Origin of the sequence: Aureisphaera galaxeae, assembly GCF_028561275.1 — a bacterium.
Classification (GTDB): Bacteria; Bacteroidota; Bacteroidia; order Flavobacteriales; family Flavobacteriaceae; genus Aureisphaera; species Aureisphaera galaxeae.
Genome location: NZ_JAQQTF010000004.1, coordinates 66,152 through 82,264, shown reverse-complemented (window position 1 = coordinate 82,264; position 16,113 = coordinate 66,152). Strand labels below are relative to the sequence as shown.

Annotated in this window: 13 protein-coding genes; 9 read left to right on the top strand and 4 right to left on the bottom strand. The window is 38.9% G+C overall.

Annotated elements, in window-relative coordinates; all coding sequences use genetic code 11:
• The first annotated feature begins 5 nt into the window (after nucleotides 1–5).
• From POV27_RS05115 to POV27_RS05095, 5 genes are all read left to right on the top strand, one after another.
• Nucleotides 6–845 (top strand): ABC transporter permease, encoded by an 840-nt coding sequence (locus POV27_RS05115; protein ID WP_272861664.1) that lies wholly within the window; start codon nucleotides 6–8, stop codon nucleotides 843–845.
• Nucleotides 846–919: 74 nt separating this feature from the next.
• Complete coding sequence (locus POV27_RS05110; RefSeq protein WP_272861663.1) at nucleotides 920–3,340, top strand: T9SS type B sorting domain-containing protein; 2,421 nt, start codon at nucleotides 920–922, stop codon at nucleotides 3,338–3,340.
• Between the two features lie 54 nt (nucleotides 3,341–3,394).
• A complete protein-coding gene (locus POV27_RS05105) occupies nucleotides 3,395–4,204 on the top strand; it encodes a class I SAM-dependent methyltransferase (protein WP_272861662.1) in 810 nt (269 codons plus the stop codon).
• A gap of 10 nt (nucleotides 4,205–4,214) precedes the next feature.
• Nucleotides 4,215–4,781, top strand: a complete 567-nt coding sequence (locus POV27_RS05100) for a Crp/Fnr family transcriptional regulator (protein WP_272861661.1) — start codon at nucleotides 4,215–4,217, stop codon at nucleotides 4,779–4,781.
• Between the two features lie 71 nt (nucleotides 4,782–4,852).
• Nucleotides 4,853–5,494, top strand: coding sequence for a hypothetical protein (locus POV27_RS05095; RefSeq protein ID WP_272861660.1), 642 nt, complete (start codon nucleotides 4,853–4,855; stop codon nucleotides 5,492–5,494).
• 6 nt (nucleotides 5,495–5,500) lie between these two features.
• Here the strand turns inward: POV27_RS05095 and POV27_RS05090 are convergent, their stop codons facing one another.
• The 3 genes from POV27_RS05090 to POV27_RS05080 all read right to left on the bottom strand — a co-directional run bounded on the left by POV27_RS05090 (nucleotide 5,501) and on the right by POV27_RS05080 (nucleotide 9,100).
• Nucleotides 5,501–7,261 (bottom strand): alpha/beta hydrolase, encoded by a 1,761-nt coding sequence (locus POV27_RS05090; protein ID WP_272861659.1) that lies wholly within the window; start codon nucleotides 7,259–7,261, stop codon nucleotides 5,501–5,503.
• A 156-nt stretch (nucleotides 7,262–7,417) separates the two neighbouring features.
• Nucleotides 7,418–7,969: a DinB family protein gene (locus POV27_RS05085; protein WP_272861658.1), complete on the bottom strand. Its 552-nt coding sequence runs from the start codon at nucleotides 7,967–7,969 to the stop codon at nucleotides 7,418–7,420.
• A gap of 567 nt (nucleotides 7,970–8,536) precedes the next feature.
• Nucleotides 8,537–9,100, bottom strand: coding sequence for a hypothetical protein (locus POV27_RS05080; RefSeq protein WP_272861657.1), 564 nt, complete (start codon nucleotides 9,098–9,100; stop codon nucleotides 8,537–8,539).
• Between the two features lie 315 nt (nucleotides 9,101–9,415).
• Between POV27_RS05080 and POV27_RS05075 the strand changes: the two genes are divergently transcribed.
• From POV27_RS05075 to POV27_RS05065, 3 genes are all read left to right on the top strand, one after another.
• Entirely contained in the window at nucleotides 9,416–10,954 is a 1,539-nt protein-coding gene (locus tag POV27_RS05075) for an aryl-sulfate sulfotransferase (protein ID WP_272861656.1), read from the top strand.
• A gap of 130 nt (nucleotides 10,955–11,084) precedes the next feature.
• On the top strand, nucleotides 11,085–11,765 hold the full coding sequence (locus POV27_RS05070) for a sulfotransferase family protein (RefSeq protein ID WP_272861655.1): 681 nt from the start codon (nucleotides 11,085–11,087) through the stop codon (nucleotides 11,763–11,765).
• Nucleotides 11,766–12,926, top strand: coding sequence for an MFS transporter (locus POV27_RS05065; RefSeq protein WP_272861654.1), 1,161 nt, complete (start codon nucleotides 11,766–11,768; stop codon nucleotides 12,924–12,926).
• A 150-nt stretch (nucleotides 12,927–13,076) separates the two neighbouring features.
• Here the strand turns inward: POV27_RS05065 and POV27_RS05060 are convergent, their stop codons facing one another.
• Nucleotides 13,077–13,856, bottom strand: coding sequence for an alpha/beta hydrolase family protein (locus tag POV27_RS05060; protein ID WP_272861653.1), 780 nt, complete (start codon nucleotides 13,854–13,856; stop codon nucleotides 13,077–13,079).
• A gap of 136 nt (nucleotides 13,857–13,992) precedes the next feature.
• Between POV27_RS05060 and uvrB the strand changes: the two genes are divergently transcribed.
• Nucleotides 13,993–15,996, top strand: coding sequence for an excinuclease ABC subunit UvrB (uvrB, locus tag POV27_RS05055; RefSeq protein WP_272861652.1), 2,004 nt, complete (start codon nucleotides 13,993–13,995; stop codon nucleotides 15,994–15,996).
• Nucleotides 15,997–16,113 lie beyond the last annotated feature (117 nt).

Below are 16,113 nucleotides of genomic sequence, written 5' to 3'. Positions count from 1 at the left end.
CCGCCATGCTTCGATTACTTAATATAGAACTCCATAAATTAAAATACAACAAATCGGCAAAGGCCATTTCCATTGTATATTTTTCGCTCATATTATTCATCTCCCTCATTGTTTCTATAGAATTCAACTTTGGAGGAGTGAAGTTTCGCGTGGCAGATCAAGGGATCTTTAATTTCCCCTTTATCTGGCATTTTAACTCTTGGGTAGCAGCATGGCTAAAGATTTTCTTCGCGGTGGTGATCGTTTCCATTGTAGCCAACGAATACAGTTATCGCACCCTGAAGCAAAATCTCATCGACGGACTTAGCAAGAAGGAATTCTTGACTTCTAAGTTCCTTACAGTGCTATTATTTTCGGCAGTTTCCACCATTTTCCTTTTTGTGGTTTCCATGATTCTGGGGCTCATTTTCTCGGATTACAAAGAGATTGGAATCATTTTCAGTGACATGCAATACATCTTGGCATACTTCCTGAAATTGGTCTGTTTCTTCAGTTTCTGTATGTTCTTGGGAATTTGGGTCAAGCGATCCGCATTTGCCCTAGGGTTCCTTGGACTCTGGCAGGTTGTAGAAGGGATTATAGCCATGATCTTTCAATGGATTCGCGTAAAGACCGATGTAAATCTTTTCGAAACAGTATATAACTTCTTACCACTCAATGCAATGTCCGACCTTCTTGTAGAGCCCTTTACCCGATTCGGCGCGGTACAATCTGCCGCCAATCAATTAGGTGAAAGTTTTGACAAGGACTACGACCTCTCCCCTTTAAATGTGGTTATCGTGCTTTGTTGGACGGCTTTGTTCATATACTGGTCCTATGCAATTTTGAAGAAGAGAGACCTGTAGACCTCAAGTTCTGAGATAGGTTTTAACAAAGGCGATAGTAAATATTTGTATATTTAACTATCAATACAATTGCTATGAACCTAATCAAGAAATTGATCCTCCCTGTATTGTTATTACTTCCCGTGCTGGTATATTCTCAGGAAGAAGTGGTACTTTTTCAACAGTTTGAAGGGCGATATACCTACCTTTCCTTTGGAAACACGTTAAATACTGGTGAAAATACAGGAGGTACCACCGACTGTGAAATCCTGGAGGAAAGCAGTGCCGATTATTTTTTGGAGACGGATCAAACCATGATAGCGGCTTATATCTATTGGGGAGGCTCCGGAACGGGCGATACCGAAGTAGCATTAAATGGGACCCCCATAACCGCAGAGCGAACTTTTGCCTACGATCTGGACGGAACACATATGTATGCGGGAGGATATGCCGATATCACAGCATTGATTGCCAGCACAGGCAATGGCACGTATACCTTTTCTGAATTCACCCCAGATATTACACCCGATGTGTACTGTGCATTCCCCGGAAATACAACCAACTTTGGGGGTTGGGCGGTAACGATCGTTTTTGAAGATCCCGACCTACCCTTGAATCAAGTAAGCATCTTTGATGGTTTTGAATCGGTTTCTGCCCAAAATCCAAGTTTAGATATTCAATTAACCGATCTGGAAGTAGTGGACAATGCCGAAGCTAAGATTGGATTCCTAGCTTGGGAAGGAGATGAAATTTTAGCCAATAACGAAACCCTTAGGCTAAACGGAACTTTATTGAGCAATCCGTTAAATCCGGCCGACAATGCCTTTAACGGGACCAATACCTTTACGGGAAGTTCGGATTTGTATAATATGGATATCGATCAGTACAGCGTGGAGAACTTGATCCAACCGGGCGATACAGAAGCACTTATTGAGTTGACCTCCAACCAAGATTTGGTGATCGTACAAAACATCGTAACCGTTCTTAACGTAGCCTTGCCCGAAGCAACCATTAGTATTGACAATATCGTAGGAGGAACCGAATGCGGCAATCGTGAACTTACAATAGATTATACCGTGTTTAATACCAATGGCACAGATCGTTTACCTCCTGCCGAAGTTGCCTTTTTTGGGGATAACGTCCTAATGGCAGAAACCATGACGACGGCAATCATCAACTTTGGGGAATCGGAAAGCGAGTCGATTACATTTACTGTTCCAGACGGTATTCCTTCCGACTTTTTATTACGTGCGTTTGTAGACCCTTTCGATGAGATCAACGAGTTGGATGATGACAATAATGAGGACAATACCGAATTCCATTTGCTGGTTTTCCCCGATGTTGGAACCCTTCAGGATTTGGAACTTTGTGATGTAGTAGGCACAGAGCTATTCGATCTTACCGAAGCTACCACTTCTATAGACCCTGAGGATACATTGAGTTACCACCCAACACAGGCCGATGCCGAAAACAATACGAATCCTATTGAAGGCGATATCACAGCTTATGAAAATACGAGCAATCCAGAAACCATTTGGATTCGTGTATCCAATCCCGATTGTTTTGTAACCGATAGTTTTGAAGTGGAAGTAATTGTTTGCCCCCTTCCCGATGCGACTGTTTCTATAGACAATCAGATTTACGCCTGTCGCTTGCGCGATCTTGTAGTCGAGTATACGGTCTATAATACCGAGGGAACCGACGATCTACCTGCCGGCACGAATGTGGCCTTTTATGCAGACTTGCAGCTCATCGCACAAACCCAAACGCTGAATGTTATTCCCATAGGAGGAAGCGAATCTGGAAGTTTTGAAGTAACCCTTCCGGAAAGCCTTCCAAATAATTTTGTATTGGCAGCGGTGGTGGATGATGATGGAACTGGACTTGGTACTGTTGAAGAGTTGAATGAATTTAATAATGAATTCGATTTGGCTATAGAATTCGGAACCATTCCTCCTATTACCCAATTACCTACCCTTACAGAATGTGACAAAGGTTTTGAAATGGCCTTTTTCGATTTGACCGCTCAAGACGAACTCATTACCCAGAATACCGCCGGAGAATTCAATTACTTCCTTACACAGGAAGATGCCACGGCTAATGTGAATCCGATTACCGATCCTGCACAGTTCGAAAATACGAGCAATCCACAAATGATTTATGTGCGATTGGAAAATGAAATATGTTTTACCACTTCTTCCTTTCAATTGGTGGTAGAACAATGCCCTCCCATCATTTACGAAGGGATCTCTCCCAATGGGGACACCCTAAATGATGTATTGCACATGGATTATGTGGTGAATGTATTTCCTAATTTTAACTTGAAGATATATAGTCGTGAAGGAAATCTCATTTATGAAGGAGGCAACGATGAAGGCGAATGGGATGCCATACCCAACACTGGGATTCTCTACCAAGATAAGTTCGTTCCTGTAGGCACCTATTACTACGTTTTGGTATTGAATCACCCTAATTTCCCGGAACCCTACATTGGTGATGTCTATGTAAACTACTGATGGTTCTCTTGATAAAAATTTCCCTATTTTTATAGGTAGACAAAACCTTCCAAAATGAAAGAAAAGAATGCCTATATCCTTGGGACCGACGCCCAAGAGTTACATCGTTTAGGAATACAACATCAAATTTGGGCCGAAGAAGCGCAAAAAGGTTGGCGTTTGGCTAATTTCAAGGCAGGACAAACACTTTTGGATTTGGGATGCGGGCCTGGATTTTGTACCAAGGAGATGGCATATTTGGCAGGAGAAGAAGGTCGTGTAATCGGCGTGGATAAGTCTGAAGGATATATTGAACATCTTAAGCATATTTCAGAATTATACCATTTGAACATTACGCCTTTGTTGGCCGATTTCAATGAAATGCAATTGGAACCGAACAGCCTGGACGGAATGTATTGCAGATGGGCCATGGCATGGTTGCCCAATCCGAAGGAAATTCTAAAAAAGGTATACGACGCCCTTAAACCCGGTGGAAGAATGGTGATCCATGAATATTACGATTGGTCTACCCACCAAACCGAACCCGAATTGCCCGGACTGAAAAAAGCCATTACCGCTGCCCTGAAAAGCTTTAAGGATTCCCCTGCCGAAATAGACATAGGAAGGGAACTCCCAACTACCCTTTCTAATATGGGAATGAAAATTAATAACCTACGCCTTATGTCCAAGCTTGCCACACCGGACAACGTAACCTGGCAATGGCCCAAGACGTTTTATTACAGTTACTTCCCAAGAATAAAAGAAATGGGCTTCTTAAATGAAGAAGATGTGCAATTGGCATTACAGGAAGTGAATATCTTAGAAAACACTCCTGGAGCCACACTTTGTTGCCCGATTATGATCGAGGTAATTGCGGAAAAGTAATAAACAAGCCATGTTCGATGCATTAATTTCTTCCCTTCACACGTTTGGAATTCAATCTGAAAAGGATATTGCCGAATTCACCAAACGCTTAAAGCCCTTAACTATTCAGAAGAAGGATAGCTTACTGGATTTGGGGGAAACCTGTAGTTTTATGGTGTTTGTAGAACAAGGAAATCTGATTCACTATTATGAAAATGAGGAAGGCGAGGAAGTCATAGTCAAACTATGGATGGAAAACGATTGGGTGGTAGATCACCAAAGTTTTACAACTCAAAGTCCTTCCAAAAATCGAATAGAAGCCTACGAAGATTGCAAAATCTGGCAAATAGGTCTATGCGATATTCATGAGGTCATAGGAATCTCTCCATCTTTTTTTGCGTTGGGCAGAATTTTGGGTAAAGCTTCTTTTGATCCCTCTGGAAGAAGTAAAAAAACCTCTCCTGAAGAAAAATACCGTTCTCTTTTGCAAAATGAGCCCAAACTCCTTCAAAGGTTTCCTTTAAAACTCATTGCCTCCTATTTGGGAATCACCCCGGAAACCCTTAGCCGCGTAAGACAAAAAGTTGTTAGATCCTAATTTCTTGATTTCAATCAAGTGATTTAGCCTTCGGGCGCTTTTAATTTTGTAGTTCATCAAAGAACATTCCCATGAACCAAAAAATTGAAAAAGCGGCTGGCCTTTCCTTGCTTATTGGAGCCTTTCTCATGTTTGTAACAATGGCCCTTCATCCTACCGGAGGAAACTTCGAACACCTCCTTAAAGTAAGGGTTATGGGCACCGTTGTGCATTCCATTGCTTTAGTTTCCATCCCTTTTACATGGATTGGGTTCCGAGGAATTACCAGTAGATTATCCGACGCTACTTTCCTTTCACAGGTAGCCTACGCTTTTATCACCTTTGCCTTGATTGCGGTTATGTTTGCGGCTGCCGCAAATGGATTGGTTCTTTCTGGTTTTATAGGATACTATGCAGATGCTACTCCAGAAGTAGTAGAAACCATTAAGCCAATCCTGTACTACGGCAGCGCTTTTAATCATGCGTGCGACTTTATTTTTATCGCTGGAATATGCATCTCCGTACTTCTTTGGTCCATTGCAATACTTAAAACCAGAGCCTTTCCCATCTGGTTGGGATGGCTTGGATTACCGCTGGCCATAGTGGCATTGCTCCTATGGGCCGCTGGCTTTATTTTCGTAGATCTACATGGTTTCCGGTTATTTATATTCGGAACCGTAGTTTGGATCGTTTGTGCAGGATTTCTTTTGATGCGAACATCGAAAACTACGTAACAACTACTATTCTATATATCCCAATTTCGTTAGGAAAGCATCAGTCATTTCGCCTACAGTCTCACGAGCGGCAGGATCGTTAAAGAAATGGCCCACATTCTCGAATATTTTGTATTCATAATCATTACCCAGTGCATCCATTTTGTCCCTAAACTCAGTAAATTCAGAAATGGGCGCTAAATGATCATTGGTTCCATGAAAAAAGATGGAAGGAACCAGACCCTTATCTACTTGATGAAAGGTAGAAATGGATTCCGCTTTCTGCTCTGATTTTCGAGAGAACCATTCCCCTTTCAGTGTATTGTATGAGGCAGAGTGTACAATAATGGCGTTGGGCTTAGAGCTCAGTCCAGAATTATCCTGTTCTTCATACTCGTCTAAAATGGCCGTACATGCCGCCAAATGCCCTCCAGCTGAAAATCCAGCTGCTACTATCTTATCGGGATCTATACCCAGTGATTCGGCTTCTTTTCGGGTCCACAGAATAGCGGATTTCGCATCTCTCACGCAATCCAAAAGATTGGAGTTGTGAATATCGATGAGTCGGTACTCGAACGAAATAGCCACCATTCCCTTATCACGATATTTCTTACAATTTTTATAGCCCCATTCTGGTATTCCCATAGACCATCCGCCTCCATGAAAAAACAGGTAGGCAGGCCTCTGATCGCCTTCCTTAAAATCTTCAGGATAAAAGATATGCGCTTCAAGCTCAACATTCCCTACGGTCTTGTAGATTTTAATGGCACTGGACTGCTGTTTCCTTTCAGTAGCGGTTTGAACTCGCTCATCGATACGTCTTATGAATTCAGGATTCTTACAATCTTCCCTAAACTGTGGGATTAGGTCTTCTAAATAACTAATACCATAATTATCGATACTCTTATGAAGATGTTCATGGTACAAGTAATCCTTGATGTCTTGATGGGCTTCCAATTGTTGAATCTGCTCATACTTTGGGTGGATTTTTTCTATGGGAGCATCCATATAATATCCAAATTTATAGTCGCCCGTGGATTGCACATCCATATACCCATCTAAGAACAAAACATAATCAAGGGATTTCAATAGATCGGGATTATCAAAAGTTCCTTGGGCAATAGCTTCAAAATAGGTTTTCTCCACAGGAAGCTTTTCATTGGTTTGATAATTGAATAAGGAAGGGTGAACAATTTGGTAGAGTTTCTTTCTATAGCTGATGTCCGCCATTACTTTATCTTCAAAAACCGGGTCGACATGATGCATATCCCTAAATTCATGGTGTGCATTGAGGTAGACTTGTTCCAAGGAATCCAGCACTGCATTGTACGCAGCAGATGGTTGACTAAAAAAATCATCCTTCCCGTTGATATATCTGCGGTTGGCATTAATGATGTCCCGCAAAGACTTCATATGATTGTTTAGTTGTCCCCCTATACCAGAAAACAAAGTTTCAGAAGTAAAGTCGACATGAAGAGAATCGCCCGGTGAGAGGAATAATTCAACCGAATTGGTTTCGTGAGAGAGGCTATGGAAGTTGGGTTTGTCTACCAGTAGCTCAATCTTAAAGGTACCATCCTCGTTTAAGTCGATGATGGAATCCCCTACGCTAAGTCTATCGATCCAAGAATCGGTAAGGGTTACTGGCCCGCTAGCCAATTTGATCGTGTTGGACCAATAGATATTCACTTTTCCTGTGATAATGGCCGGTTCTGCTTCTTGTTGGGTCGTGCACGAAGTTAAGGCGATGCACACCCCTATTAGGAGGTATAAGATTTTGGTGTTCACTTTGTTTAGTTTCTTCTAAGGACTAAACTTTGTTTCAAGTGTTACAGTTAATTGAAAATAGAGATTAAAGAGAAAGGTTGGTAATAACCTAAAAGAGCTTAGGTTAGGAGACTATAGTATCATTCAGACAATCTTTTAGGATATCCCTACCCTATATTATTGATACAAAACATATCTCGGAGGTTTTAGTCCATTTAGTCGCATATAAACAAGCATTTGTCCTCTGTGGTGCGTTATGTGGTCTGCGAGTAATAACAAAACTTGCCTTTTTGTTCTATCCAACCCGAAATAATCCAATCTTTCATCTAGTTTATTTATATCGAATTTTGAAATGAATTCAATGGTTTTGTAGAATGTCTCATCGATTTTAGCAATCATTTCTTTTTTAGATTTATGATCCACCTTTAGTTCAGTATCGGTATTCCAATCACGGGCTATTCGTCCACCCATTAATGATTGACTGTGCCAATCCATTGCCCAGCCAATATGCATTAGGTTTTCTGCAAAACTCAAAGACTCGGGGGTTGCCTTGAAGCTATATTTGTCCTCGGGCATTTCTTCTGCCACGAGAATTAGATACTTCCTTGAATTTTCTAGTCGTTCCAAGTACTCTTTAATAAAAACATCTTGCTGCGCGAAAAGTGGTGCTAAAATTGAAGAAAACAGCACCGTCAAAGTGATTAGGAATACGCTATTCGAGTGTTTCATTTGTTCCGTCTTAGACAACAAATAAAATATTTTAACCGAAGGATTTCAATACTTCTGGGGTGGATTTAAAGGACTAGTCCTTTAATTAGGGCTTTTCCGAATTAAAAGGTCAAAACATTCGACCACTTCAAAACATATATAATTAAAGCGGTGCTTGCCATACTTGAAAATAAGAGGCTTTGCCAGAAATAAAGCTTATTCCCCCAAACAGTCAGCCACTTTTTACCGTATGTTTTTCGCACATAAGCTCTCATACTCTTGTATATAAGAAAACCCAATATCAAAAAAATGACTCCTGCTATGATCCAAACGTTTTCCATATATCGAATTTTTACTGTTACTAAAAGCAATAGGTAACAGTAATATAGTGAATTATATCCAATTCTGAATGAGAAATCAAACCTGTATGAGCCTTATAAGTTATTGACAACCATTTTATTCTCCGTTTTCAATAATAATGACTCCCTTTTTCACTCTAATTAGCCACATAAACCAATAGTCAACTGGTTGATTTTTGTAATTGGTTATATTCCAATCAGAGAGGTGAGGAATTAAACCTATTACCCTTTAGCTTTTGTAGCTAGTTATTTCCATTCGTTTTATTTGATTTTTCACCTCTAATTCAGTGTTATTAATTTCATTTTGGTCAAGTCCATTATAAATTGAAAAGAAGTTCTCTTTATCAGATTCAGATTCCTTTTCCAAAACGAACTCTACACCAATTAAAACATATTCAGATTCATTATTCTCTTCGTAAAAATCATAGGTCAAAATATTGATTCCTTTAATTGTTCTATTCAGACTATTTCTTAGTTCTGCTTTTGGGTTTTCTTTCCAAGCCAATGGTATTTCATCTCCACCTCCATACCAATCTAGTTTTTCAGACAGTTCAAACGAGTTAATAGTCATGCTGAATTCGTCCAATTGGTAGGCCGTAAATTCAAATCTCTTTTCGTCAATTTCGAGTACTACTGGTCCATCAGCAAGCCATTCATCTTTTTTAATATTCCACATTAACCAAAATTTTTCAATTTTTTTCCCCATAAGTTCAGATAGAGTTTTGTCAAACTCATTCTTGAAACTTTCAGCATTATTGTGAAATTTTGGTTTAAAAGATGGAATTCCAAGCATTTTTTTTATTGACTATAACTGTTGGATATTTAAAAACGTTCGCGTATAAATGTAACAGTTTTATGTTGGAATGCTTAACCTTTAAGACAGCTATAGCAAACCTGAGATTCCACAGACTAAAGCTTCAAGGAAAATGCTACTTCCCTGTTTACTAGAGTCAACCAAAACATCACACTATACATTTTTTCTATATTTGTTTGTTTTTAATTTAAAATGTACAGCCGTTCAAGGCAGAATGTCAAACTTGATGTATTGATATATAATCTGTTTTCGTAAGGTTAAAAAGATCAAGTTTTCATAAAATTATTTCGTTATATGCCAAAACCATCAATTTTCAGGATTTGCATTACTCCAACTATTATTTCATTCCTATTTCTAATTTCTAGTTGTACGGATTCTAAATTAGAGTATTCATTAGAAGCAAAATTAAATCCTAATGGGATTTCTCCATTAACAGCAGTAATTAAAGTTGTATCTGACAAGGAGTGCAGCGCAACAATTAAAGTTTTGGGAGAAAGTCCAATGGAACAATCTTTTGAAACACTTGCAAAAAACCTCGATATACCTGTTGTAGGTTTATACGCGAATAGAACTAATGAAGTTGTTGTTACCCTCAAATATGAAGGGGGAATGGTTACCGATACTTTGAAAATAGATACAGAAAAATTGCCAGATTATTTTCCTAGAATTGAAATCAATAAAATAGACCGATCCAACATGGAAGCGGGGATGCATTTATGTGATATTCATTATGCTAAAAATGGTACGTACGATTCGCGACCTTTCATTTTCGACGATCAAGGAGAAGTACGTTGGTATTTAGACTTAAGCTTTTTTGGTGATATTATTTGGCCTATCCAACGGTTAAATGACGGAGTATTGTTAGTTGGCGGGACCAATGAAATTCACGAATATGATATGCTGGGAAAAACGCTTAAAAAGAGCGCTATTGATAAAAAGTATCGTATACATCACGATATTATCGAGCTCCCGGATGGTAAATTGTTGATTCCAGTACGAAAGGATGGCGCACTTATACAAGTTAATGGAAAACTCATCCCCTCTTTTAATGATTTTATTATACTATACAATAGGGATACTAATAAAGTTGAAAAGGAATGGGATCTTGCTAAACATTTAGATGTAAGTCGACAGTTAATAAATAAAATGACATCTAGTGATTGGTTGCATATGAATGGAATTGCCTATGATTCATCGGACAATTCAATTATAGTATCAGGTAAAAATCAAGGACTCATAAAAATATCTTGGGAAGATGAACTGCAATGGATTATGGCACCTAAAAAAGGTTGGGGTGTATCTGGTAGGAACGAAGATGGATTTGACACGAATCCTTATTTGTTAACGGCTGTAAATTCTGAAGGAAAGCCTTATAATGATAAAGTTCAAAATGGTATTGAAAGCGCGCCAAACTTTGATTTTCCTTGGGGACAACATGCTCCGAAATTATTACCAAACGGCAATATAATTCTATATGATAATGGATTCTCTCGGAATTTTATACAAAAAGTGAATTACTCTCGTGCCGTAGAATATGAAGTAGACAAAGAGAGTTTGACAGTAAAACAAAACTGGCAATATGGTAAGGAAAGAGGATCTAAATTTTTCTCCATGCTTATAAGTGACGTAGATTATTTATCAACTTCAAAAAACATTTTGGTTACTTCCGGATTTATATATCATAATGCTAAAATCGTCGAAGTAAGCTATCCTAATAACGAAGAGATCTTTGAAGCAACACTTTATTTTAGTAGCCTTAATGGTAATAAAACCTTTAACTGGGGTCAGCTGGATATTTTATACCGTTCTGAACGATTTAAACTTCAATATTAATTTCTTAGTGGTAAGGAATTATGGGCTATTCAATCGCAACTAGAAGAATTTATATTTAAAATATGAATAGCTACATCACCAATGGAGAAAAGTAGTGTTCATTAAAATAATTGACTAAAACCAAAATAGTATGTCTATTAAAATAATAGGAGCAGGATTTCCAAGAACAGGAACAACAACCCTTAAAAGATGTTTAGAAATTCTAGGTCATTCTAAAGTTTATCATATGAAAGAGCTTATTGTAAACCCAGAAAGACTACATCATTGGAAAACACTTGCCGAAACTGGAGATACAGATTGGGAGGCATTGTACAGTGGGTATGATGCTACTGTAGATTTCCCAGGCTATCCTTGGTATAAAAATCATATGAAACGTTATCCAGATGCCAAGGTAATTCTTACTGTAAGAGATTTTGAAAGCTGGTATAAAAGCGTGGATAAAACTGTTTTTAGAGCAGGACCGCAAACACCCGCAGAAAAAATTATGATGATGGGCAAATTGTTAATGAATTCTCGTGTTAGAAATGTTGTAAAATGCATTAAATTTTTTAAAAAAATATTTTTTGCGGGTGAACTTAAAGGAAGATTTGAAGACAAAGCTTATGCAGAAAAAGTATGGAACGATCACATTGCAGAAGTTAAAGATTATGTTCCAGCTGATAAATTATTGGTATATGATGTACGGGATGGTTGGGAACCATTATGTAAATTTTTGGGCGTTGAAGAACCTGCAGATCCACTTCCGCATTTAAACAAAAAGGAAAATTTTAAAGAAATGCTTCCAAAGCTAATGAAAGGTGAAATGGTATAAATGAATACGGATAGCGGGAAAGTTAAATTAGCATTATTATTGGTTAGTTGTTTAACCATAATGTCAATGATTACCATATCTGCATCTTTACCTGATATGGCCGATACATTTTCTGATATACCTAAAGGAAAAAAACTTGTAAAACTTGTATTGTCATTTCCAGGATTATTCATTGCATTAAGCGCTATTTTTGCTGGAATAGTCATTGATAAATTTGGAAGACTTAAACTTTTAAGTGTAGCATTAGTTATTTATGCTATTGCTGGAAGTTCTGGATACTGGTTAAAGAATATTTATCTTATTTTGACCGGTAGAGCACTACTTGGAATATGTGTAGGTATTACCATGACAATTGCAACAACATTGGTAGCCGATTATTATCAAGGAAAGGAAAGGCAAAAATTTGCGGGAATCCAAATCGCAGTCATGTCTTTGGGAGGGATTATTTTTATTACCCTAGGTGGAATTTTAGCTGATATAAGTTGGAGAGTGCCATTTTTACTGTATTTATTTTCTTTACTTATTATTCCATTTACCTATTTGTTCTTAAAAGAACCAAACAAAAATGTAGAGGCTAAATCAGATGTAAAACGAACAAAATCACCAAGAACTATTTGGTTTGTGTTTGTAAACATCATGCTCATGTGGATTTTGTTTTTCATCATTCCAATTCAAATTCCATTCTATTTAAAATCAATAGGTGTTGAAAAAAACGCACTAATAGGTATTGCAGTAGCATCAAGTACTTTCTTTTCAGCAATCGGAGCCATTTCATTTTCAAAAATAAAAGATACGTTTTCATTTAAACAAATTTTTGGATTTGGGTATTTGTTAATGGCATTGTCATTTTTTTGTATTACTTATGGAGATTCTTATAACTCGGTTATGATGGCAATGATTCTTGCAGGATTAGGAATGGGAGTTATGATACCAAACGCAAATGTTTGGGTAATGCAACTTGCTCCTCCTGAGATACGAGGTAGGGAAATTGGAAGATTAACAACCTTTTGGTTTATGGGTCAATTTTTATCGCCAATAATTTTCATTCCTTTTTTAGATTGGCTTACCCAAGCACAATTGTTTTTTATGATTTCTTGCTTTCTTTTAGTCTTAAGTATTCTTATGTTCTCATTTGGCTACATAAAAAGTGAGAAGATTTAATGAAATACGAAGACCTACACACATATTCTGTAGAGAAATTATTTGGCTCAATAAGGTTAAATGTTTTAAGGCAAGATCATCATATTAGAATGCACGAATTTCTTTGAACTCGAACTTCACGGAAAACGATATTTTCGTCAATGAATGGAGTTAAGGACATGTTTCAATCACTGACAATGCAAAATCCACCAGAAATTGATACTTGTCCGTATTATTTGTGGTTCCAATACTATGAACAAGGGTCGCCCGTTCTCCAATGCCTAAACTTTCATATTGATTCAGGATAGTGATTCCATTATTAGGATCATGAATATCGGGATTTACTGGATCTGTGGAAGAACCTGGTTCCCTTTTGTATACAAAATAAATGGGGGGTGAAACATTCGTAACATCATTGGGTGGATACCACCAACTGGGAAAGCTCCAAGCATTGCCAGGAAGCGCATTGTACATATAAAGCCCTTTGACGTTAGGGTTTTCCCTATGCCCATATTTCCAACTTAAAATACTCCCCCGCGAAGAACCTCCGATAATAAAATTAGACGTATCAAGATTGTAGGTAGTTGCATTATCAATAACCCACTGAAACATAAGTTCTGCATCATTCCATCCCGTTTCGACTTCATCCGATGTATTTACCGACGTAAGGGATTCCCAAGCAATAACGGTGATACCCTGTGCATTCAAATCTTCAACGATGGAGTTTGGCATCGATGTATTTCCGCCATTTCCGTGAGCATCAAAATAAACTGGGGTTGGACAATCGGATGCTGCTTTGTAAAGATCGAGGAACTGTCTCGGTTCGGTACCATACTGCAATCCCTTTAAGACTAGACTTTCAGTTAATGGAGGATTAGTAGTTCCTTCCTCTTCCGCATTACATGAGACAAAGCACAAAGCGAAAAGTAGAATCTTCAAAAGTATTTTCATGTGTGTGCGTGGTTTTGAATAACCATTGGACTACAGAAATGGTAAAAGGTTTAGTGTTACTTATCAAAATCCTTAAGTTCAAAAGGACATTTTAGAATGCCCAAGTTTCCGTAAATTTGCACCTCACAAAAGAATTATGAAATTCAAAATCGTTTCCGATTTTAAACCCACAGGAGATCAGCCTGAAGCCATTGCTTCCTTGGTAGACGGCATCACCTCTGGAGAACCCTATCAGACTTTGTTAGGGGTTACTGGTAGTGGAAAAACATTTACGGTGGCCAATGTGGTGGAACGCGTACAAAAGCCCACTTTGGTCTTGGCGCACAACAAGACTCTAGCGGCTCAATTGTACAGTGAGTTTAAGCAGTTCTTCCCAGATAATGCGGTGGAATATTTTGTTTCCTACTACGATTACTATCAACCAGAAGCTTATATTCCAACGAGCGGAACTTATATAGAAAAGGACCTTTCCATTAATGAGGAAATCGAAAAAATGCGACTGAGCACCACTTCTTCCCTACTTTCAGGAAGAAGGGATGTTATAGTAGTCGCCTCGGTTTCCTGCCTATATGGTATTGGAAACCCTGCAGAATTTCAGAAAAACGTAATCTCTCTAAAGCAAGGACAGGTTATTTCCAGAACCAAGCTATTACATCAATTGGTGCAAGGACTCTATTCGCGTACCGAAGCAGAGTTCAGCAATGGACGTTTCCGAATTAAAGGGGACACCGTAGATGTGTACCCAGGGTATGCCGATGATGCCTTCAGGATTCACTTCTTTGGAGATGAAATTGAAGAAATTGAAGCTTTTCGACCAGCCACCAACGAGGTTATCGAAAAATATGACCGATTGAATATTTATCCGGCTAACATGTTTGTGACTTCGCCAGATGTATTACAAGGAGCCATTCGCAACATTCAGGATGATTTGGTGAAGCAGATCGATTATTTCAAGGAAATTGGAAAGCATTTGGAAGCAAAACGCTTGGAAGAACGTACCAATTTTGATCTGGAAATGATCCGTGAGTTGGGTTATTGTAGTGGAATTGAGAACTATTCGCGATATCTAGATCAACGACTACCGGGAACTCGTCCCTTCTGTCTTTTGGACTACTTCCCAGACGATTATTTAATGGTGGTTGATGAAAGTCACGTATCCATTCCACAGGTAGGCGCCATGTATGGAGGGGATCGCAGCAGAAAGGAGAATTTGGTGGAATACGGTTTCCGACTTCCGGCAGCCATGGATAACCGCCCCTTAAAATTTGAAGAGTTTGAAGCCTTGCAGAATCAAGTGATTTACGTAAGTGCCACACCTGCGGACTATGAGTTGGAAAAAACAGGAGGGGTTTATATTGAACAGATCATACGTCCTACGGGATTATTGGATCCACCCATTGAGGTGCGTCCCAGTTTGAATCAGATAGATGATTTACTGGAAGAAATCCAGCAACGTGTGGAAAAGGACGAACGGGTGCTGGTTACTACCTTGACCAAACGCATGGCAGAAGAGTTGACCAAATATATGGCCAGAGTTCAGATTCGCTGTCGATATATTCACAGCGATGTAGATACCTTAGAACGAGTAGAGATCATGCAGGACCTGCGATTGGGATTGTTTGATGTTCTTGTTGGGGTCAATTTATTAAGGGAAGGATTGGATTTACCCGAAGTATCCTTGGTCGCCATCTTGGATGCGGACAAAGAAGGTTTTTTGAGAAGTAACCGATCCCTTACCCAAACTGTGGGGCGCGCCGCGCGTAATATAAATGGAAAGGCGATCATGTATGCGGATAAGATTACTAAAAGCATGCAGGGCACTATTGATGGCACCAATTACAGAAGAAGCAAGCAGATTGCCTATAATGAGGCCAATGGAATAACACCACAGGCGATTAAGAAGAGTTTGGATAATGCATTGACCAAGGCGAAGACCAATTCCTACTCCTTGGAAACGGCAGAAAGTCTTTTGGCAGCAGAGCCCGAAAATGAATATTTAACCCGTCCGCAATTGGAAAAGAAAATCCGTGACACGCGAAAAGAAATGGAAAAAGCGGCCAAAGAATTGGACTTTATGATGGCGGCAAGGTTGCGGGATAAAATAAAAGTGTTTCAAAAGCAACTTGAGGAAGTGCAGTAACTTACCCTATCCCCTCGAGCATTGTCGAGGCAGAAAGCAAAGCTTTAGGCCGAAGATAGTAAGCGTAGCTTATCGAGAGGTTAATAGAAATGAACAAATTTAGGTCTCGACTGCGTT